We start from the raw sequence: 19,392 nt of genomic DNA, 5'->3' as shown, positions 1-19,392 counted from the left end.
AGGATCAAGCGAAGCTTGGGGTCTCGCTGCTTTCTTCTACCAGTTCCAGTGCGACATTGTTCTGCGTGTTGATCTTGCGATACAGCGCAGCGTCGGTTTCCAGAACCTTTTCCCGGGCTGGGAAGATTTCTGCCAGCTTGGCCGCCCATTCACCGGAGGCTTTGTTCGGGAAGCATTTCTCGATCAGCTCAAGCATGATCGAAACGGTCACCGAGGCACCCGGCGAAGCGCCGAGCAAGGCCGCAAGCGAACCGTCCTTGGCCGCCACCAGTTCGGTACCGAACTGCAGGACGCCGCCCTTTTTCGGGTCTTTCTTGATGATCTGCACGCGCTGGCCTGCAACTTCCAGGCGCCAGTCTTCGGCCTTGGCTTCAGGGTAGAAGCGACGCAGCGATTCCAGGCGTTGTTCCATCGATTGCATCACTTCGCTGACCAGGTACTTGGTCAGGTCCATGTTGTTTTTCGCGACCGCCAGCATCGGGCCGATGTTGCCGGCGCGTACCGACATCGGCAGGTCCATGAACGAACCGTGCTTGAGGAACTTGGTGGTGAAGCCGGCATAAGGTCCGAACAGCAGGGACTTCTTGCCATCAACCACGCGGGTGTCCAGGTGCGGCACCGACATCGGCGGCGAACCGACGGCTGCCTGGCTGTAGACCTTGGCCTGGTGGTGCTTGACCACTTCCGGGTTGTCGCAACGCAGCCACTGGCCGCTGATCGGGAAGCCGCCGAAGCCTTTGCTTTCTTCGATGCCCGAGGCCTGCAACAGCGGCAAGGCCGCACCGCCGGCACCGAGGAAGACGAATTTTGCATCGACATCACGGGTGTTGCCGCTGTTGACGTCCTTGATGCTGACAGTCCAGCCGTTGGCGTTACGCTTGAGACCGGTCACGCGCTTGCAGTACTTGACCTGGGCATCGGGTGCGCTGGTCAGGTGCTTGAGCAACTGATTGGTCAGGGCGCCGAAGTTGACGTCGGTACCATTGATCACACGGGTCGCGGCGACGGTTTCATCAGCCGGACGACCAGGCATCATCAATGGCATCCACTGCGCCATTGTTGCCTTGTCTTCGGTGTATTCCATGTCCGCGAAGGCGTGGTGCCTGCTCAGCACCTTGAACCGTTCCTTGAGGAACGAAACGCCAGCGTCACCCTGCACGAAGCTCAGGTGCGGGACCGGGCTGATAAAGGATTTCGACGAGCCGAAGGTGCCTTTTTTGGTCAGGTACGACCAGAATTGCTTCGACACCTCGAACTGAGTGTTGATGTGCACGGCTTTCTTGATGTCGACGCTGCCGTCAGCGGCCTGTGGCGTGTAGTTCAGCTCACACAGCCCGGCGTGACCGGTGCCGGCGTTGTTCCACGGGTTGGAACTCTCCGCGGCACCGGAATCCATCAGCTCGACGACTTCCAGCTTGATCGCGGGGTCGAGCTCTTTGAGCAGCACGGCGAGGGTGGCACTCATGATGCCCGCCCCAACCAGTACCACGTCGACTGCTTCGTTATGCGCCATTTAACGCGTCTCCAAAATCTGCAGCACCAAATTGTCGGCATAGCTGCCAGGAGTTACAGGGCATGTTCTGTTGTGCCCCGGGTCACTCATGGCCAGGATCGCCATGTCCGAATCTTCGCAATTTTTCGCAACTTCGACAGACGCTACCCACCGGCTTCAGGGTTCCTATGAACTCACTTCAGCGCGCGGGAGGCAATTCGACTTATGGTCGATACGTCTGTTTGTGCAACCAAATCCGTAGCGGACAGGCTTCAGGCTCCGGTTCTTGAGGAGTGCTCGGTCCTGTGTAATTGGGCTGTTGTAGACGCTAATGGTGCATGTTCAGACGCAAAACTATTCATTTGCTCGCCACACTCTTGTGAAGTTGTGAAAACCCGTTTTTTCACGCTCTTTTGAAGACGTGAACCTCAAAAAAGGGCTATCTGCGCCTGGCACCGGGCCCGAGGATAGATTGCCAGCATGGGTTACATGGCAGGCAAAACGGGCAAACAGCTCAGTGACCGAGCGTCATGACAGCTCTGGCAGATGCGCGAAAAGTGGTGGTTTGCAGGGTAAACAGCAAGCTCGCCAGCTTCACTCGATCTGTGTGGGCGGCTCTCTGTGGGCGGTGCGGGGGAGCCAATACGCGAGTATTAGCGATGCTGCGAGGCCCGATCAGGAGACGTCCTTATAATCGGGGGGAGATTGTAGCGAAGAAACGCAGGGAAATGGTCGTGTTTAATGACTTTTATTAGCCGTTCGGTCAGGTGGCCAACACGCGGTGCAACCGTGCGCGAGCAATGCGTGGGGTCACGCGGGCGCTGGCGGGTAGGGATTGGTGCAACCAATGAGGGCGAATCTCGTTGATTTCCACCCAGCCGTCACCCATTGGCGGCACACGACAGTGCTTGAATGCCAGACAGCAGTCGTTGCTGTCGAGCCGGACGAAGCTGCGGAAATTACGGTGTGGAGCAAACAGCGACCAGAAAAACTGCATGGCAATGCCCTCGAGCGGTGACAGCGTTGACGTTAGCAGTGTGGCATGACACTCGGGTTACCAGGGGCTCGCTCGGCGTAACATTGCGCAAGTCTTCAGCCTATGTTCAGGGTCGCTGGTTTGAAGCGAGTGGCCCCCGCTATACTGCCGCTCTGTTTGTGCCTGATTCTGGAGAGAAGCGCATGTTGCAACGCCTGTTGTTCGGTTTGATCACTGTGACCAGTTTGACGCTGGTTGGCTGCGCCCACAGCCCGCAGCAACTAGCCCCGGAGCCGAAACTGACGACTCAACTGGCGCCGGTCGGTCATGGTCAGCCGGTGGTGGTGAAGGTGGTTGACGGTCGTCCGTCGCCGACCTTGGGCACCCGTGGCGGCCTGTACCCGGAAACCAGCGCGATTACGGTGCAAAGCGCGCAGATCCTGCCGAAGTTGCAGGCTCAGGCTGAAGCGGCTGTGCGTCTGTTGGGTTTCACGCCGACGGCCAATGCCTACAACGCGCCGCAGTTGACCGTGACCTTGGCCGAGCTGAAGTATCAGTCGCCTAAAGAAGGCATGTATGTGACCGAGGCGACCATCGGTGCGACTTTCCGTTCTGATGTGCAGAATGCCAACCGTCGCTATAGCGGTCGTTACGGTGCGTCGCTGGATCAGCGTTTTGGTATGGCGCCGAATCAGGAGACCAACACCAAGCTGGTCGGTGATGTCTTGAGTGATGCGTTGACTCGTTTGTTCAAGGATCCGACGGTGGGTCAGGTCCTGGGCGAGTAACGGTTTGCGGTGTGTCTGAAGAAGCCCGGTTTCAGTGATGAGCCGGGTTTTTTTGTTTCTGTTGAATGATCTGTGGGCTTGCCCGCGAAGGCGGCTTGGCAGCCAAACATTCTCTTGCAGGTGCGGTGTACATATCCGTTGCTGCGGTCATGGCGACTTATGGTTTCGCCTGACGGCGACTCACTTTTTTTACAAGCGCCTAAAAAAAGTAAGCAAAAAAACGCTTCGCCCCGAGCGTCCTGCCCCTCGCCAAGGCTCGGGGTTCCCTCGACTCCGGCATTCCTCAGGGGGCATCGCCCTCCGGTCGGCTTCGCTCGACCTCCATGCGATGTCCTCGACTGTGTCGAGGGGCGCTGCGCGCCACTCCCCTGATGAACGCCTGCGCTCGGCCTGCCGAAGGGGCGGGTGGATCAAGAGCCAGAGCAAGATCAAGAGCGGCAGGCGAGCTAACGCTCGGCCTGTTGAGTGGTGGGGCGGGTGTACGTTGGTTTGTTTTTTTTGGCGGGGTAGCGGTATTGCGCTTGTACGTGAAGGCGGCCTGATTGCTGATCAGGCACACCCTGTATTCACCCAGATGCGTCAGCAACTGTCTTCACGCGGCTTGCGAGTAGAAGTCCAGTACGCTGACGCCGGTCAGCAGGTCGGTTTCCGGCAGGTCGGGGTGCTGGTGTCCGCCCAGGGCACAGTAGACGAGCCAGTGGCGGTCTTGAACGTTGAAGGCCAGGCTGCCGACGAGGGTTTGTTGTTCGTCGGTCGGGGTAATGAGGTAAAGGCGATCCTGGTTTTCGGCGTGCAGCATGACAAGCTCCGTGTCGGTTTCGAGGGGCGACAGCTTGGCGTGTTTAGATGACGAAGACGTGACGCAGGGCATGAGTCGGTCGAATGGCCGGTTTTTTGTCGGAAAGCGAGGGCAGGGAGCAGGGCTTTGGGTAGAATCCGCGCCGCGGGTGTTGTTTCGATGTCCCGTATGCCCCGTTTCGCATGAGGTTCACGATGTCGTTGCAAATGATCTGGTCGTTGTTTACCGCTCACCCCGCCAAACTGATCAATATCTTCGCGCTGCTGGTGGCCTGCCCCGGTGGCTGGTTGTTGCACGCGACCCGTCGTCGCGAGCAGCAGGCCCGGGCCAGTCTCGCCGCGCAGGCCGGGCGTGCGGATGCCGACACGCAGGTGCACTTGTCGAGTATCGCAACCCTGCGCATGAACCGCTTTTTCTACGCGTTCGGCTTTGCCTGCCTGGGCCTGGCGTTGCTGGTGTCGTGGATCAGTACGCGGATCTGACGGCGGCCGGGAGCCTGTCCCGGGCAAACAAAAACGGCGCCCCGAGGGGCGCCGCTTTTGTTTGAAGCCAAAGCCTTACAGCGGTAAACCCGCCTTGACCCGGTACTGATTGCGCACCGGTGTCGCGTATTGCAGCACCAGGAACGGGCGGTGTTCCTCGGGGCAGGCGTCGAGGCGGTTTTGCCATTCTTGCCCGGCCTTGGCCAGTTCTTCGGCCGGGAACAGTTCGGCAGCCTTCGGCACCTGCAATTGTGGGTCGGCGTCGTTCCACTGGGCGTACGCCAGGTAGTGCACCGGGAACAACCGGTAACCGCCGAGGATCTGCTTGTCCATCTCGACCGCCAGTTGCTTGGTGTCGTCGAACAGCTCGGTGATGGGCGCTGCAAAGTTGACGTGGACCCGGCCCTTGTAGCCGGTAATGCCCTTGGCGATGCTCACATCGTCCTCGCCCGGTGCTTTGGTGTAACTGCCGGTGGTGGCGCGGATGTACAGCTCGCGGGCCTTGGCCTGGTCGCACGGGTCGTACTCGTAGCTGATCGACACCGGGGTCAGGTTCAGCGACTGGATGACCTCGCCGAACGGCTCGTCCTTGCGGCTCATGTGAAACATCTTGAGGATCGCCGACTCGGTGCGATCGTCTCCGTCCTTGGCGCGGCCTTCGGCCTGGGCGATCCAGATCGAGGCGCAATCGTTGCGGATCGAATGGTTGATGTACGCCGACAGCAACTGATACGCCGCCATCTTCTCGCGCCGGCCGGTAATGGAGCGGTGTACGATAAAGCTCTTGTTCAGGCGCATCAGGTCGCTGACGAAGGGCTTTTGCAGCAGGTTGTCGCCAATGGCGATGCGTGGCGTGGGCAGGCCGGCGTGGTAGATCGCGTAGTTGACGAACGCCGGGTCCATCACGATGTCGCGATGGTTGGCCAGGAACAGATAGGCGCTGCCGGACTTGAATTGCTCGACGCCGGTGTAGGTCACACCGTCGGTTGCGCGCTCGATGGTGTGGTCGACATAGAACTCGACCTTGTCCTGCAGCGTTGCAACCGAGGTGACACCGGCAAACTCTCGGCGCAGCCGATGAGCTATAAGTGGTTTGAGCATCCAGCCCAGGGCGCCGGCAAAGCGCGGGAAGCGAAAGTGGGTGAGGATATCTAGAAACGCCTTGTCGCTCAGCAGCCGTGCCAGCACTGCCGGGACTTCGCTGTCGTCGTAAGGTCGGATGGCATCGAATTCGCCCATCATGCTCTCTTGTTAGAAACGGCTAGGGTAAGTAATGGATCGGATCGAATCCACACAGGGTACGGTCTGAAAAAGCAGCTCAAACAAAAATAGCCCTGCAAATAGACCGGCGATTATACGCACAAGTCACTTGGGAGACCGCGATGCTGGAAACCGAGCGCTATGAATGCCCTTACTGTGGTGAAGAAGTGGAGGCTGTTCTGGATTTATCTGGCGGTGACCAGACGTATATCGAGGACTGTCCAGTGTGCTGTCGCCCCATCACCTTTGTTCTGCAGACCGACGGTCATGAGTGGTTGCTCGAAGTTCACAGCGAAAACGAGTGAGGGGTGGCTTTTATGCAGCGCATCTACGAACCGGAAAACCTGATGGAAGGTGAGTTGCTGCAAGGCATGCTGGCCAGCGAAGGCGTGGAAGCGCATCTGGTGGGGCGCGATTTGCTCGGTGGCACGGGTGAGTTGCCGGCGTCTGGGCTGCTGGGCCTGGCGGTGGACAATGACCAGGCCCAGTACGCCCGAGAGCTGATTGCGGCCTACAATGCCGCTCTGCCGCTGCCCGGTGACGAACCGGATAGCTTTCCCGGCGTGCTGGTCTGTTAGGCTGGTGTTCGTTTGATCAAGAGTCGTGTTGCCCCATGTGTGGACGTTTTGCCCTGTTTCGTTGGAACCCCGCGTTTGCGGCCTTGCCCGGTTTTCCGGCCGATCAGCAGGCGCAGTGGAATATTTCGCCCAATGATTCGGTGCTGATCCTGCGCGCCGAGGCGGGCCAGCGTACCCTTGCGCGTGCCCGCTGGGGGTTGACGCCGGCGTGGCTGACCGATTTGTCGAAGACGCCGGCCCATGCCCGGGCGGAAACCGTCGCCGAGCAGCCGATGTTTCGCGAGGCCTTGCGCCTGCGCCGTTGCCTGTTACCGGCCAACGGCTTCTACGAATGGCGCGGTACCACCCGCAAGCGCCCGTACTGGCTGACGCCAGGAGAAGGTTCGGCATTGTTTTTTGCCGCGATCTGGGAAGCGTATCCGGTGCAGGAGCAGGTCTGGTTGAGTACGGCGGTGGTGACTCAGGCCGCCGCCAGCCAACGCCGGCCGTTGATTCTCGATGCGGCAGGGCAGGAAGCCTGGCTCAACCCCGAAACCCCGCTGCACGCCCTGCAGGCGCTGCTCGCCAGCGAGCCTGCCGCCTTGCGCGAGCGGGTGCTGGCGAACCTGGTGAATGATCCGAAGCTCAATGCACCGGAGTGCCTGACCCCGGGTTGAGTTTTTCGCAATCTGGCCGATCATTCCCACGTTCCGTGTGGGAATGCATCCCGTGACGCTCTGCGTCGCACCCATGGACCTTCAGTTAAACTCTGAACTGATTGATCAACCGTCGCTGCTGCTCGGCCAGCTTGGTCAGGTCCGCACTGGCCGCACTCGACTCATCCGCGCCGCCGGCCACTTCATTGGCCACCTGACCGATATTGATCACGTTGCGGTTGATGTCGTCGGCCACTGCGCTTTGCTCTTCGGCGGCGCTGGCGATCTGGGTGTTCATGTCGTTGATCACGGACACGGCCCGGGTAATGGTCTCCAGCGCCTGCGCCGCCCTGGCGGCGTGTTGTACGCTTTCGTCGGTCCTGTTCTGGCTGTCCTCCATCACCCGCACCACGTCGCGCGTGCCTTGTTGCAACTGTTGAATCATCGACTGGATTTCTTCGGTGGCCTGCTGGGTTTTCTGCGCCAGGTTGCGCACTTCATCGGCTACTACTGCAAAGCCGCGGCCCTGCTCGCCGGCCCGCGCCGCTTCAATGGCGGCGTTCAGGGCCAGCAGGTTGGTCTGCTCGGCAATCCCGCGAATGGCGGTCAGGATCGCATTGATGTTTTCGCTGTCCTTGGCCAGGGTTTGCACCACGCCGACGGCATTGCCGATTTCCACCGCCAGGGCGCCAATCGAGATCGAGGTGTCGCGCACGATCTGCATGCCCTGGGTGGCCGCCTGATCGGCGTGGCTGGCGGCCTGCGCGGCCTGGGTTGCATTGCGTGCCACGTCCTGGGCGGTCGCGGTCATTTCCTGCACGGCAGTGGCCACCTGATCGATTTCGGCCATTTGCTTGTGCACGCCCAGGTTGGTGCGAATGGCGATGTCTGCGGTGTGCTCCGATGAGTCGCTGACGCTCTGCACCGAGGTCACCACCTGGGTGATCATCGCCTGCAGTTTTGCCAGGAAGGTGTTGAAGCCCTTGGCGATCGAGCCGAGTTCGTCGGCGCGGTCGCTGGTCAGGCGACGGGTCAGGTCACCTTCGCCCTGGGCGATGTCATCGAGCATCGCCACCATCTGCTTCAGCGGTCGGGCGATGCCATGGCCTACGAGCCAGATCACCAGCAGTCCCAGGCCGGCAATTCCCAGGCCGACCATGGCCATGCCAAACGTGTCGGCCTTGCGCTGGCTGTTCAGGTCGCCCTGCAGTTGTTGCAGGTCGGCCATCACGGCGTTCAGCGGCAATTGCAGCAGCAGGGTCCAGCGCGCGTCGGTCTGGCCGATGCCGAACGGTAGGTACAGTTCGATCTTGCCGTTGGTTTTATCGACGTTGTAGGTCACTTCGCCGCGACTGAGGTTGCCCAGGTTGGCCAACTGATTGGCGTCCAATATGTCGCTGACTTTTTCGCCGAACTTGCTTGGGTCCTTGGTGTAGGCCACCAGGCGCTGGTTGCCGCCAATCAGGGCCATTTCACCGGCACCGTTGTACAGCTTCTGGTTGGCGGCCAGGAGCATGTCCTGAATGAAGTTCACCGACAGGTCGGCGCCGACAATGCCCTGAAAGGTGCCGTTGAGCATGATCGGTTCGATGAAGGAGGCGAGCATGACGATCTTGTCGCCGACCTTGTAGGGCGCGGGGTCGATCACGCAGGATTTTTTACTCTCCTGGGAGCACAGGTAGTACTCACTGGCGCGCACGCCGGTGGATAGCACGGTGCGGTCGTTCACGTCCGCCAGTTTATCCAGGCCCAGGCTGCCGTCATCATTGCGGAACCACCACGGCAGGAAGCGTCCGGTGGTGGCGTCGACTCCGATGTCCTTGCTGCCAACGTAGGCCGTGTCGTTGTGATCCAGCGCATTGGGTTCCCAGCCGATGTAGGCGCCGAGAATTTTCGGGTTCTTCGCGACGTTCTCCTTGATCAGGCTGACCAGTTGCTCACGGCTGAGACTCAACACGGGCTTGCCCTCGGCATCCTGGGAGCCGATCAGTGTGTTGACCCGCACCAGGCCACCGGCGATCAGCAGCGGCGCTTCCAGTTCGCGCTGGATCTGGCTGACCTGGGTCTGTGCCAGGCCGCGCAGGCGTTGCTCGATGACTTGTTCGAACTGGGCCTGGGTCCGTTGCTGGACCATTTCCTGAGTGCGTGCACCGGCAAACAGCGCGTACAACACCAGCGCAACCACCACGCTGAGCACGATGGCTCCGGCGAGTGCGGCGACGGAAAACTGAATCGACTTGAATTTCATAAAGGCTCCGGACGCAGGAGGGCATCTGCCGAGCTTTATCGGCGGGGGGATGGCGGTCCATGAGCGGAAATTTCATGAATGACTGTTTTTGGCCCGGATGTGTCGCATCGAGACCGGTGTCGGGCCTTGATGCCATTGACCGAGGGGTGTTTTATAAAGGGATTGAGACTTGGGGATGGGGCCGGGCGGGAAATGGCGTGTTACACGTCTGTTGCATCTGGCGCAGATACAGCGCACCGCCTACGATACGCGCCATGTTTTCAGGGAGAGCTTTCATGAGTAAAAGTTGGGTTTTGTGTGCGCTGGGTGCCAGTTTGCTGATCGCTGGCTGTCAGTCGGTCAACACCACCAGCGGTGGCGCCGTGGGTGTGGAGCGCTCGCAGTGGATGTTCAGCATGCTGTCGACCGATGAGGTCAACCAGATGTATGCCCAGTCCTACCAGAAGACAGTGGGCGAGGCGGGCAAAAAAGGCGTGCTGGACCAGACCAGCAGCGATGCCAGGCGGGTCGATGCCATCGCCACGCGCCTGATCGCCCAGGCGCCGAACTTTCGCCCGGATTCGGCGCACTGGAAGTGGGAAGTCAACCTGATCAAGAGTGACGAACTCAACGCCAATTGCGGCCCCGGCGGCAAGATCATTTTCTACACCGGGCTGATCGACAAGCTCAAGCTCACCGACGACGAAATTGCCGCGATCATGGGCCATGAAATCGCCCACGCCCTGCGCGAGCACGGTCGTGAAGCGATGTCCAAGGCCTATGGCATTGAAATGGCCAAGCAGGGCGCTGGCGTGTTGCTCGGCCTGGGCCAGGATACCCTGGCGCTGGCCGATACCGTGGCCAACTACGGCATGACCTTGCCCAACAGCCGCGCCAACGAAAACGAAGCCGACCTGATCGGCCTGGAACTGGCCGCGCGCGCCGGCTACAACCCGAACGCAGCGATCACCCTGTGGAACAAAATGAGCAAGGTCTCCGGAGGTTCGCCGCCTGAGTTCATGAGCACTCACCCGGCTTCCAGCAGCCGGATCGAGTCGCTGCAGGCGGCGATCCCGAAAGTCATGCCGCTTTACAACAGCAGCAAGAGGTAAGCGGCAAGCTGCAAGTAGAAGCCGAGTCGCTCTGCTTGCAGCTTATGGCTTGCCGCTTAAAGCTGCAGAGCTTTGTACACCGCAACAATAGCCAGGATGAAGAACGCCGACGCTGCCAGGCGCCGGATCAGGGTCAGGGGCAGTTTGTCCGCGGCAAAGTTACCGGCCAGGACCACCGGCACGTTGGCGATCAGCATGCCGAGGGTGGTGCCGATAATCACCAGCCACAGCTCAGGGTATTGCGCTGCGAGCATTACGGTGGCGATCTGGGTCTTGTCACCGATTTCCGCCAGGAAGAAGGCAATCAGCGTGGTGAGGAAGGGTCCGAACTTGCGGGCCGTGCTGGCTTCGTCGTCATCCATCTTGTCCGGCACCAGGGTCCACAGCGCGGTGGCGGCAAAGCTGGCGGCAAGGATCCAGTGCAGCACCGAATCCGAAAAGAAGCTGCCGAACCAGGCGCCGACGGCACCGGCGGCGGCATGGTTGGCCAGGGTCGCAGCGACGATACCGGCGATGATCGGCCAGGGTTTGCGAAAGCGGGCGGCGAGAATGAGAGCGAGCAGTTGCGTCTTGTCGCCGATTTCGGCCAAGGCAACGACTGCGGTGGGAACGAGTAGAGAATCCAGCATCAGGGCATTCCTAAGGGGCGGGTCGACACGGCTATGACACGTACAGCCTTCCCGCCCCGGGTAAGGTGTGCGTGTCATAGGTCTTGTCAAACCCTGCGGTCCGTCTGTGCGGACGCTTGGGTCGCATACGCCATGATCTGAGGATCAAGTATGTTGACGTATGCCGGACGAGCATGGCGCTCGTGGGAGACTACTCCCCTAGGACGGAGCGGATTCTGCCTAGGCAAAATCCATTCGGCAAGCGTTCTTTTTCAACAGGGTATTCAACCGCGCTTGGCTCGGTAGATACGGAAACCCTGTCCTTCGGCCTTGATCGAACAGGCGCCCAGATGCTCTTCGATCAGCGGCTGGTACTTCAGGAAACTATTGGCTACCAGGCGAAGTTCCCCACCATTTTTCAGATGTTTGGCCGCTTTTCGCAGCAGGTTTTCCGTGGCGAAGTAATCGGTATGAACCCCGACATGGAACGGTGGATTACTCAGGATCGCGCTCAAACCCATGGGCGCGGCGTCGATGCCATCTCCGGTCAACACCTCGGCTTCCAGGCCGTTAGCGGCCAGTGTCAGGCGGCTGCTGGCAGCGGCGAACGCATCGACGTCCAGCAGGGTGACGGTGTTGTGCGGGTAACGACGCTTCACCGCGGCCCCCAGAACGCCAGCACCGCAACCGAAGTCCAGCAAGTGACCGCTGGGCAGTTTGTCCAGGTGTTCAAGCAGCAGGGCGCTACCGCGATCCAGGCGACCATGGCTAAACACGCCCGGCAGGCTGATGACTTTCAGCGGGCCTTCGGCCAATGGCAGCTCATAGGTTTGCGCCAGGCTCTCCAGTGATTTGGCCTGCGGTGCGTTGGCCACGGTCACTTGCCAGAGCTGGCAATGCCGCGCGCTGTCGAGCTTGCGCGGTTTGCCAAAAGGGTTCAGCTGCTTGGCGGCGCCCTCGATGCCGCTGCGCTTTTCACCTACCAGGTACAGTTCGCGACCGGCCAGGCGCGAGGCGAGGGCGTTGAGGATGTAATCGGTCAGGTCCTTGGATTTGGGCAGGAACACCACGGCCGTTTCAAATTCGCGGCTCGGGGCATTCACGCCAAAATGGCTGCGCTCGGCAAAGCGCGCATCCAGCGCCGCCTGATCGCCGGCATGCCAGCACCAGCCGTGGGCCTTGGGTAACTTGCCGAGCAAGTCATCGGCGGGCAAACCGGCCAGTAGCAATTGACCTTGAAACAATTCGGCCTGACGAAGCAGTACTTCACTGCGCGGATCCATAACCTGCTCCTTGAAAAAAAGTGCGGCAGTTTATCAACTGACGACCCGCAGCGCTGTACCGCTGAAAAAACCTTGGGCGTTCTCGCTCAATTGGCCGACGATCCGTTGCCGAGCCTCGCGGCTGCCCCAGGCGTTGTGCGGGGTCACGATCAAGCGGGGAATATCGTTGGCCAGCAGGGGGTTGCCTGCGGTCGGCGGTTCGACGCTCAGCACGTCGGTTGCCGCGCCACCCAGATGACCACTGCGCAAGGCATCGGCCAGGGCCTGTTCGTCGATCAGGCCACCGCGCGCGGTGTTGACCACGAAGGCGCCGGGTTTGAGCAGCGCCAACTCGCGCGCTCCGATGAAGTGACGAGTGTGTTCGTTGAGCGGGCAATGCAAGGTCAGGGCGTCGACCTGCGCGAGCAGTTCATCCAGCGGTACACGGTCGGCGCGCGCCGGGCGTCCGGGAATCTGGCCCGTGATGACCCGCATGCCAAAGGCTTCGGCCAGCCGGGCAACCGCGCCACCCAGTTCGCCATGGCCGAGCAGGCCGAGGGTCTTGCCTTGCAGTTCGACGATCGGGTAATCCAGCAGGCAGAACTGGCTGGCTTGCTGCCAGCGACCTGCACCGACGGCTTTCTGATAGTCGCCCAGGCGGGTGGCGAGGTTGAGCAGCAACATGAGGGTGTGCTGCGCCACCGATGGCGTGCCGTAGCCCTGGCAGTTGCTCACGGTAATGCCTTGGGCACGGGCGGCGACCAGATCCACGTTGTTGGTGCCGGTGGCGGCGATCAGTATCAGCTTCAGGTTCGGGCAGGCCTTGAGGGTGGTGGCGTTGAGCGGGACTTTGTTGCTGATGGCCACGCTGGCGCCTTGCAGCCGTTCAACGACGTTATCAGGGGTGGTCAGCGATTGCAGTTGCAAGTCATCGAAGCACTGTTGCAAGCCACTGAGGTCAAGGTCACCCAGGTCAAGCGAGCTGTGGTCGAGGAAAACGGCGCGGCGATTGTTCGTCATTAACTGTACCTTTTGCGCATGAGTCTGAAGGCGTAATCTGCCGAGCCTACCAGATGAAATAACTAGTTACGCTTGGCCTAAAGGAGCCCCACCATGTACTGGACAGAGTTTTTGACCGTTGCCCTGATTCACCTGCTGGCCGTCGCGAGCCCGGGCCCGGACTTTGCCGTGGTGGTGCGTGAGGCGGTGACCCACGGTCGTCGCGCCGGGACGTGGACGGCGCTGGGTGTCGGCAGCGCGATTTTCCTGCATGTGGGTTACTCGTTGCTGGGTATCGGCCTGATCGTTTCGCAGTCGATCGTGCTGTTCAACGCGCTCAAGTGGCTGGCGGCTGCCTACCTGCTGTACATCGGTTTCAAGGCCTTGCGCGCGCAACCGGCGAAGCCTTCGACCGAAAACCTGCACAAGGAAGCCGGCGAACGCACGGCCCGTGGCGCGTTCACCTCGGGCTTCGTGACCAATGGCCTGAACCCCAAGGCCACGCTGTTCTTCCTGTCGCTGTTCACCGTGGTGATCAACCCGCACACACCGCTGGCGGTGCAGGCCGGCTACGGGATCTACCTGGCCGTCGCCACCGCGATCTGGTTTTGCCTGGTGGCGATGTTGTTCAGCCAGCAGCGTGTGCGCGCCGGTTTCGCCCGCATGGGGCACTGGTTTGATCGCATGATGGGCGCAGTACTGATCGCAATCGGCGTAAAACTGGCCCTTACCGAGATGCATTGATCAGATTGTCGATGCGAATGCTGGCGCAAAGCCAGTATTTGCGCCGCTCTGCAAATCATTCCTTTGGCTGATTTGGCGCGCGTCCAGGCTGATTAAAGTGCCTACTTTACGCCACGACCGTGCAGTCAGATAAAGGGATGCTTATGTTGCAGACTCGCGTTATTCCACCAGCTGAAGGTGCTTATCAATACCCGCTGTTGATCAAGCGATTGCTGATGTCCGGCAGCCGTTACGAGAAAACCCGCGAGATTGTCTACCGCGACCAGTTGCGCTACAGCTATCCGACCCTGATCGAGCGTGTCGCGCGGCTGGCCAACGTGCTTACGGCCGCTGGGGTCAAGGCCGGCGATACCGTGGCGGTGATGGACTGGGACAGCCATCGCTACCTGGAATGCATGTTTGCCATCCCGATGATCGGTGCGGTGATTCACACCATCAACGTACGTCTTTCACCCGAGCAGATCCTCTACACCATGAACCACGCCGAGGACCGCTTCGTGCTGGTCAACAGCGAGTTCGTCGGGCTGTACCAGGCCATCGCCGGGCACCTGACCACGGTCGAGCAGACCCTGCTACTGACCGACCTGCCGGAAAAAACCGCCGACCTGCCGAACCTGATGGGCGAGTACGAACAATTGCTGGCTGCCGCGAGCCCGGAGTATACCTTCGAGGATTTCGACGAGAACTCGGTGGCAACGACCTTCTATACCACCGGCACCACCGGCAATCCCAAGGGGGTGTACTTTACCCATCGGCAACTGGTGCTGCACACCATGGGTGTTTCGACGATCATGGGCAGCATCGACAGCGTCCGCTTGCTGGGCACCAGCGACGTGTACATGCCGATTACCCCGATGTTCCACGTGCATGCCTGGGGGCTGCCGTATGTGGCCACCATGCTGGGCCTCAAGCAGGTCTACCCCGGCCGTTACGACCCGGAATACCTGGTGGAGTTGTGGCGCAAGGAAAAAGTCAGCTTCTCCCATTGCGTGCCGACCATCCTGCAAATGCTGCTCAACGCCAAGGCGGCGCAAGGCACGGACTTCGGTGGCTGGAAAATCGTCATCGGCGGCAGCGCGCTCAATCGTGCGCTGTACGAGGCGGCCAAGGCCAAGGGCATTCAATTGACGGCGGCCTATGGCATGTCGGAAACCGGTCCGCTGGTGTCCTGTGCGCACCTTAACGATGAGTTGATGGCCGGTACCGAAGACGAGCGCACCACCTACCGGATCAAGGCCGGGGTGCCGGGGCCCCTGGTGGAAGCGGCTATCGTCGATGCCGACGGTAACTTCCTGCCGGCGGACGGTGAGTCCCAGGGCGAGTTGGTGTTGCGTGCACCGTGGCTCACCGAAGGTTACTTCAAAGAGCCGCAGAAGGGGTCAGAACTGTGGGCCGGGGGCTGGTTGCACACCGGCGACGTGGCGACCCTGGACAGCATGGGGATAATCGACATCCGTGACCGGATCAAGGACGTCATCAAGACCGGCGGCGAGTGGGTTTCTTCCCTGGACCTGGAAGACCTGATCAGCCGTCATGCAGCGGTACGTGAAGTAGCAGTGGTCGGTATTGCGGACCCGCAATGGGGTGAGCGTCCGTTTGCCCTGCTGGTGCTTCGTGAAGGCCACATACTCGGGGCCAAGGAACTCAAGGAACACCTCAAACCGTTCGTCGAGCAGGGACACCTGAGCAAGTGGGCCATCCCGAGTCAGATTGCCCTTGTTACTGAAATTCCCAAGACCAGTGTCGGCAAGCTGGACAAAAAACGCATTCGGGTCGACATCACCGAATGGCAGGCCAATAACAGCACCTTCCTCTCGACGCTTTAAGCCCCCCTTGCCGTGCCCGAAAGGGCGCGGCAGGCCCACCAAGCAAGCGCTTGGCTTGTCAAATCCATATTTTCAGCCATCCTTGCCGTGCCGGCATCTGCCGGACTGGCAGAAGGACTGTTCCAGAGTGGTCGGGGGCTGCAAATCACACTTTAGAGGGATCATGCAGTACAGCCTGCTGGATATAGTCCGTTCAAGGATTTTTAAGAACGGGGCACACGCACGAACAGGGGCGATGCAACTTTGAACGATTTGGCGAGCGCATGGCTCACTGTCCTTCAGAGCGTTTTTAAAAGTGCTAAACGCCATAACAATAAAAGCACATGGAGTAGCGTCGATGACATCAGTAAACCAGTTCTGGCGCCGGGCGAAACTGCCTCTGGCGGTCAGTCTCGCCTCTACGCTCGCCGGGCCTGCATTCGGCGTCAGTTTCAACATTGGTGAAATCGAAGGTCAGTTCGACTCGTCCCTTTCGTTGGGTGCAAGTTGGTCTACCGAGAGCGCCAACAAGAACCTCATCGGCGTCAACAACGGCGGTCACGGCCTGTCCCAGACCTCCGACGATGGCCACTTGAACTTCAAAAGCGGGGAAACCTTTTCGAAGATCTTCAAGGGCATCCATGATCTTGAATTGAAGTACGGCGATACCGGCGTCTTTGTGCGGGGCAAATACTGGTACGACTTTGAACTCCAGGACGAAAGCCGTCCGTTCAAGGACATCAGCGACGACAATCGCAAGGAAGGCGCCAAGTCCGCAGGCGGCCAGATCCTCGACGCTTTCGTCTACCACAACTACGCCATCGCCGAGCAGCCGGGTTCCGTGCGCTTGGGCAAACAGGTCGTCAGTTGGGGTGAAAGTACCTTCATCGGCGGCGGCATCAACTCGATCAACCCGATCGACGTTTCCGCGTTCCGTCGCCCGGGCGCCGAGATCAAGGAAGGCCTGATTCCGGTCAACATGTTCTATGTGTCCCAGAGCCTGACCGAGAACCTCTCCGCCGAAGCCTTCTACCAGCTGGAGTGGGATCAGACTGTCGTCGATAACTGCGGTACCTTCTTCTCCCAGCCAGACATCATCGCCGACGGTTGCGATAACAACCTGCGGGTGCTGAACAAGCGTTCGACCATTCCGGCCATCGCGCTGGGGCCATTGGCTGCCAACGGCGTCGACGTCAACGAGGAAGGTGTGCTGGTGCGTCGCGGGCCAGACCACGATGCGCGGGACAGCGGCCAGTGGGGCGCGTCCTTCAAGTACATGTTCGACCCGCTGGACACCGAGTTCGGTGCCTACTTCATGAACTACCACAGCCGTGCGCCGATCTTCAGCGCCACCGGTGCTCCGCAGTCGGTCTATAACACCGCGGCATCACTGCCAGGACCGTTCGCCGCGCTCGGGCCACTGTTGGTGGCCGGCAACTCGGAGTACTTCGTCGAGTACCCGGAAGACATTCGCCTCTACGGCCTGAGCTTCTCCACCACCTTGCCTACCGGCACGGCGTGGCAAGGCGAGGTCAGCTACCGTCCGAATGCGCCGGTGCAGCTGAACTCCACCGACATTCTGTTCGCGGGTGTACGTCCTTTGGGTGGCGCGCTGGCCAACGCTTCGCTGCTCTCGGCCTCGCCGGGTTCCGACCTGAACGGTTATCGCCGCAAGGAAGTGACTCAGTTCCAGACCACCCTGACGCACTTCTTTGACCAGGTCATGGGCGCCAGTCGCCTGACCCTGGTGGGTGAAGTCGGCGTGACCCACGTAGGTGGGCTGGAGAGTACTTCAGATGTGCGTTATGGCCGTGACCCGGTTTATGGTCCGGGCGAACTGCCCAACGGCTCCTGTGAATTCCTCAACGGGAGGACCATTGCTGGCGCCGGTCCAGGTACGGCGACCAACAATGCTACCCGTAACTGTAACGACGAGGGTTTCACCACGCCAACCTCGTGGGGCTACCGTGGTCGTGCCATCTGGGATTACAACGATGCCATCGCCGGCGTCAACCTCAAGCCGAACGTGGCCTGGTCCCATGATGTGGAAGGTTACTCGCCAGGCCCTGGCGGAAACTTCGAGGAGGGTCGTAAAGCGGTCAGCCTGGGGCTCGATGCCGAATACCAGAACACCTACACCGCAAGCCTCAACTACACCAACTTCTTCGACGGCAAGTACACCACCGTGGATGACCGTGATTTCGTCGCGCTCAGCTTCGGCGTGAACTTCTAAGCACTGCTTTTTCAGGACGAACAAGAAATGAAAATGACCAAGAATCTGTTGCACGTCGGGGTACTGGGGCTGTCGTTGCTGGCGACCGGTGTCATGGCCGCGGTCCCGGCAGCTGAAGCGGACAAGCTGGGCAAGAGCCTGACGCCGATGGGCGCGGAAATGGCGGGCAATGCCGATGGTTCGATCCCGACCTGGAAACCCCTGGCCAAGAACGCCGGTACCGTTGACAGCAAAGGCTTCCTGTCCAACCCGTATGGCAGCGAGCAACCCCTGTTCACCATCACCGCGCAGAATGTCGACAAGTACAAGGACAAGTTGGCACCGGGCCAATACGCGATGTTCAAGCGTTACCCGGAAACCTACAAAATGCCGGTGTATCCGTCCCATCGTGGTTCCACCGTGCCGGCTGACGTATTTGCCGCCATCAAGCGCAATGCCACCAACACCAGCCTGGTCTCCGGTGGCAACGGTCTGGAAAACTTCGAAACGGCCATCCCGTTCCCGATCCCGAAAAGTGGTGTGGAAGTCATCTGGAACCACATCACCCGCTATCGTGGCGGCAGCGTGACCCGCCTGGTGACCCAGGCCACGCCACAAGCGAACGGCTCGTACAGCCTGGTGTACTTCCAGGACCAGTTCGTGTTCCGCGACAAGATGAAGGACTACGACCCGAAAAACCCGGGCAACATCCTGTTCTACTTCAAACAGAAAGTGACCGCGCCAGCGCGTCTGGCCGGTGGTGTGCTGCTGGTTCACGAAACCCTCGACCAGGTCAAGGAACCACGCTCGGCGTGGGTCTACAACGCTGGTCAGCGTCGTGTGCGCCGGGCCCCGCAAGTGTCCTACGATGGCCCGGGTACCGCGGCCGACGGCCTGCGTACGTCCGACAACCTGGACATGTACAACGGTGCACCGGACCGTTACGACTGGAAGCTCGAAGGCAAGAAGGAAATGTACATCGCCTCCGACAGCTACAAGCTCGACGATCCGAAGCTCAAGTACGCCGACATCATCAAGGCCGGCCACATCAACCAGGACCTGGCGCGTTACGAGCTGCGTCGCGTCTGGCATGTGGTCGCAACCCTGAAGGAAGGTCAGCGCCACATCTATGCCAAGCGTGACTTCTACATCGACGAAGACACCTGGCAAGCCGCGGTGATTGACCACTACGACGGTCGTGGTCAACTGTGGCGCGTGGCCGAGGCCCATGCCGAGGACTACTACGACAAGCAAGTGCCGTGGTATGCCCTGGAAACCCTCTACGACCTGCAGTCCGGCCGCTACCTGGCGCTGGGCATGAAGAACGAAGAGAAGCAGGCCTATGACTTCGGCTTTACGGCCACCACCAGCGACTTCACCCCGGCGGCACTGCGCCAGGAAGGTGTTCGCTAA

General features: G+C 60.3%; 18 protein-coding genes and 1 riboswitch. Of the genes, 10 read left to right on the top strand and 8 right to left on the bottom strand.

Annotation, left to right across the window (positions count from 1 at the left end; all coding sequences use genetic code 11):
• Positions 1–4: 4 nt before the first annotated feature.
• Complete coding sequence (gene mqo, locus CKW29_RS22285; RefSeq protein WP_095146700.1) at positions 5–1,513, bottom strand: malate dehydrogenase (quinone); 1,509 nt, start codon at positions 1,511–1,513, stop codon at positions 5–7.
• Between the two features lie 742 nt (positions 1,514–2,255).
• Entirely contained in the window at positions 2,256–2,489 is a 234-nt protein-coding gene (locus CKW29_RS22280; RefSeq protein ID WP_095146699.1) for a hypothetical protein, read from the bottom strand.
• Positions 2,490–2,671: 182 nt separating this feature from the next.
• Here CKW29_RS22280 and CKW29_RS22275 point away from each other — a divergent pair, with 182 nt between their 5' ends.
• On the top strand, positions 2,672–3,256 hold the full coding sequence (locus CKW29_RS22275) for a YajG family lipoprotein (protein WP_095079739.1): 585 nt from the start codon (positions 2,672–2,674) through the stop codon (positions 3,254–3,256).
• A 592-nt stretch (positions 3,257–3,848) separates the two neighbouring features.
• On the opposite strand, the gene CKW29_RS22270 is transcribed toward CKW29_RS22275, so the two are convergent.
• A complete protein-coding gene (locus CKW29_RS22270) occupies positions 3,849–4,055 on the bottom strand; it encodes a hypothetical protein (RefSeq protein ID WP_095146698.1) in 207 nt (68 codons plus the stop codon).
• Positions 4,056–4,249: 194 nt separating this feature from the next.
• On the opposite strand from CKW29_RS22270, the gene CKW29_RS22265 reads away from it, so the two are divergent.
• Positions 4,250–4,537, top strand: coding sequence for a hypothetical protein (locus CKW29_RS22265; RefSeq protein ID WP_095146697.1), 288 nt, complete (start codon positions 4,250–4,252; stop codon positions 4,535–4,537).
• Positions 4,538–4,612: 75 nt separating this feature from the next.
• Here the strand turns inward: CKW29_RS22265 and CKW29_RS22260 are convergent, their stop codons facing one another.
• Positions 4,613–5,779 (bottom strand): 1-acyl-sn-glycerol-3-phosphate acyltransferase, encoded by a 1,167-nt coding sequence (locus CKW29_RS22260; protein WP_095146696.1) that lies wholly within the window; start codon positions 5,777–5,779, stop codon positions 4,613–4,615.
• A gap of 140 nt (positions 5,780–5,919) precedes the next feature.
• On the opposite strand from CKW29_RS22260, the gene CKW29_RS22255 reads away from it, so the two are divergent.
• The 3 genes from CKW29_RS22255 to CKW29_RS22245 are packed head-to-tail and all read left to right on the top strand — an operon-like array spanning position 5,920 to position 7,031.
• Entirely contained in the window at positions 5,920–6,102 is a 183-nt protein-coding gene (locus tag CKW29_RS22255) for a CPXCG motif-containing cysteine-rich protein (protein WP_052967976.1), read from the top strand.
• 12 nt (positions 6,103–6,114) lie between these two features.
• Positions 6,115–6,375 carry a putative signal transducing protein gene (locus CKW29_RS22250; protein ID WP_095146695.1) on the top strand — a complete coding sequence of 87 codons (261 nt, stop codon included), beginning with the start codon at positions 6,115–6,117 and terminating at the stop codon, positions 6,373–6,375.
• Between the two features lie 35 nt (positions 6,376–6,410).
• The gene (locus CKW29_RS22245; protein WP_095146694.1) at positions 6,411–7,031 is read left to right on the top strand and encodes an SOS response-associated peptidase; all 621 of its coding nucleotides are present in this window, start codon (positions 6,411–6,413) and stop codon (positions 7,029–7,031) included.
• An 85-nt stretch (positions 7,032–7,116) separates the two neighbouring features.
• Here the strand turns inward: CKW29_RS22245 and CKW29_RS22240 are convergent, their stop codons facing one another.
• Entirely contained in the window at positions 7,117–9,258 is a 2,142-nt protein-coding gene (locus CKW29_RS22240; protein WP_095146693.1) for a methyl-accepting chemotaxis protein, read from the bottom strand.
• A 275-nt stretch (positions 9,259–9,533) separates the two neighbouring features.
• Between CKW29_RS22240 and CKW29_RS22235 the strand changes: the two genes are divergently transcribed.
• On the top strand, positions 9,534–10,349 hold the full coding sequence (locus CKW29_RS22235; protein WP_095146692.1) for a M48 family metallopeptidase: 816 nt from the start codon (positions 9,534–9,536) through the stop codon (positions 10,347–10,349).
• A gap of 56 nt (positions 10,350–10,405) precedes the next feature.
• Here CKW29_RS22235 and CKW29_RS22230 read toward each other — a convergent pair whose 3' ends face one another.
• The 3 genes from CKW29_RS22230 to CKW29_RS22220 all read right to left on the bottom strand — a co-directional run bounded on the left by CKW29_RS22230 (position 10,406) and on the right by CKW29_RS22220 (position 13,239).
• Positions 10,406–10,978: a TMEM165/GDT1 family protein gene (locus CKW29_RS22230; RefSeq protein WP_095146691.1), complete on the bottom strand. Its 573-nt coding sequence runs from the start codon at positions 10,976–10,978 to the stop codon at positions 10,406–10,408.
• 89 nt (positions 10,979–11,067) lie between these two features.
• Positions 11,068–11,189, bottom strand: a riboswitch (yybP-ykoY riboswitch).
• A gap of 52 nt (positions 11,190–11,241) precedes the next feature.
• A complete protein-coding gene (locus CKW29_RS22225) occupies positions 11,242–12,240 on the bottom strand; it encodes a class I SAM-dependent methyltransferase (protein ID WP_095146690.1) in 999 nt (332 codons plus the stop codon).
• Positions 12,241–12,273: 33 nt separating this feature from the next.
• On the bottom strand, positions 12,274–13,239 hold the full coding sequence (locus CKW29_RS22220) for a 2-hydroxyacid dehydrogenase (RefSeq protein ID WP_095146689.1): 966 nt from the start codon (positions 13,237–13,239) through the stop codon (positions 12,274–12,276).
• Positions 13,240–13,332: 93 nt separating this feature from the next.
• Here CKW29_RS22220 and CKW29_RS22215 point away from each other — a divergent pair, with 93 nt between their 5' ends.
• From CKW29_RS22215 to CKW29_RS22200, 4 genes are all read left to right on the top strand, one after another.
• On the top strand, positions 13,333–13,962 hold the full coding sequence (locus tag CKW29_RS22215) for a LysE family translocator (protein WP_095146688.1): 630 nt from the start codon (positions 13,333–13,335) through the stop codon (positions 13,960–13,962).
• Between the two features lie 143 nt (positions 13,963–14,105).
• Positions 14,106–15,788 (top strand): fatty acid--CoA ligase, encoded by a 1,683-nt coding sequence (locus tag CKW29_RS22210; RefSeq protein WP_095149127.1) that lies wholly within the window; start codon positions 14,106–14,108, stop codon positions 15,786–15,788.
• A 337-nt stretch (positions 15,789–16,125) separates the two neighbouring features.
• Positions 16,126–18,000, top strand: a complete 1,875-nt coding sequence (locus CKW29_RS22205; protein WP_095146686.1) for a DUF1302 domain-containing protein — start codon at positions 16,126–16,128, stop codon at positions 17,998–18,000.
• A gap of 27 nt (positions 18,001–18,027) precedes the next feature.
• Entirely contained in the window at positions 18,028–19,392 is a 1,365-nt protein-coding gene (locus CKW29_RS22200) for a DUF1329 domain-containing protein (RefSeq protein ID WP_095146685.1), read from the top strand.

The sequence above is a fragment of the Pseudomonas sp. Irchel s3a18 genome (genome assembly GCF_900187535.1).
GTDB lineage: Bacteria > Pseudomonadota > Gammaproteobacteria > Pseudomonadales > Pseudomonadaceae > Aquipseudomonas.
The sequence above is the reverse complement of the archived record's forward strand: the minus strand, read 5'-3'. Positions and strand labels throughout refer to the sequence as shown.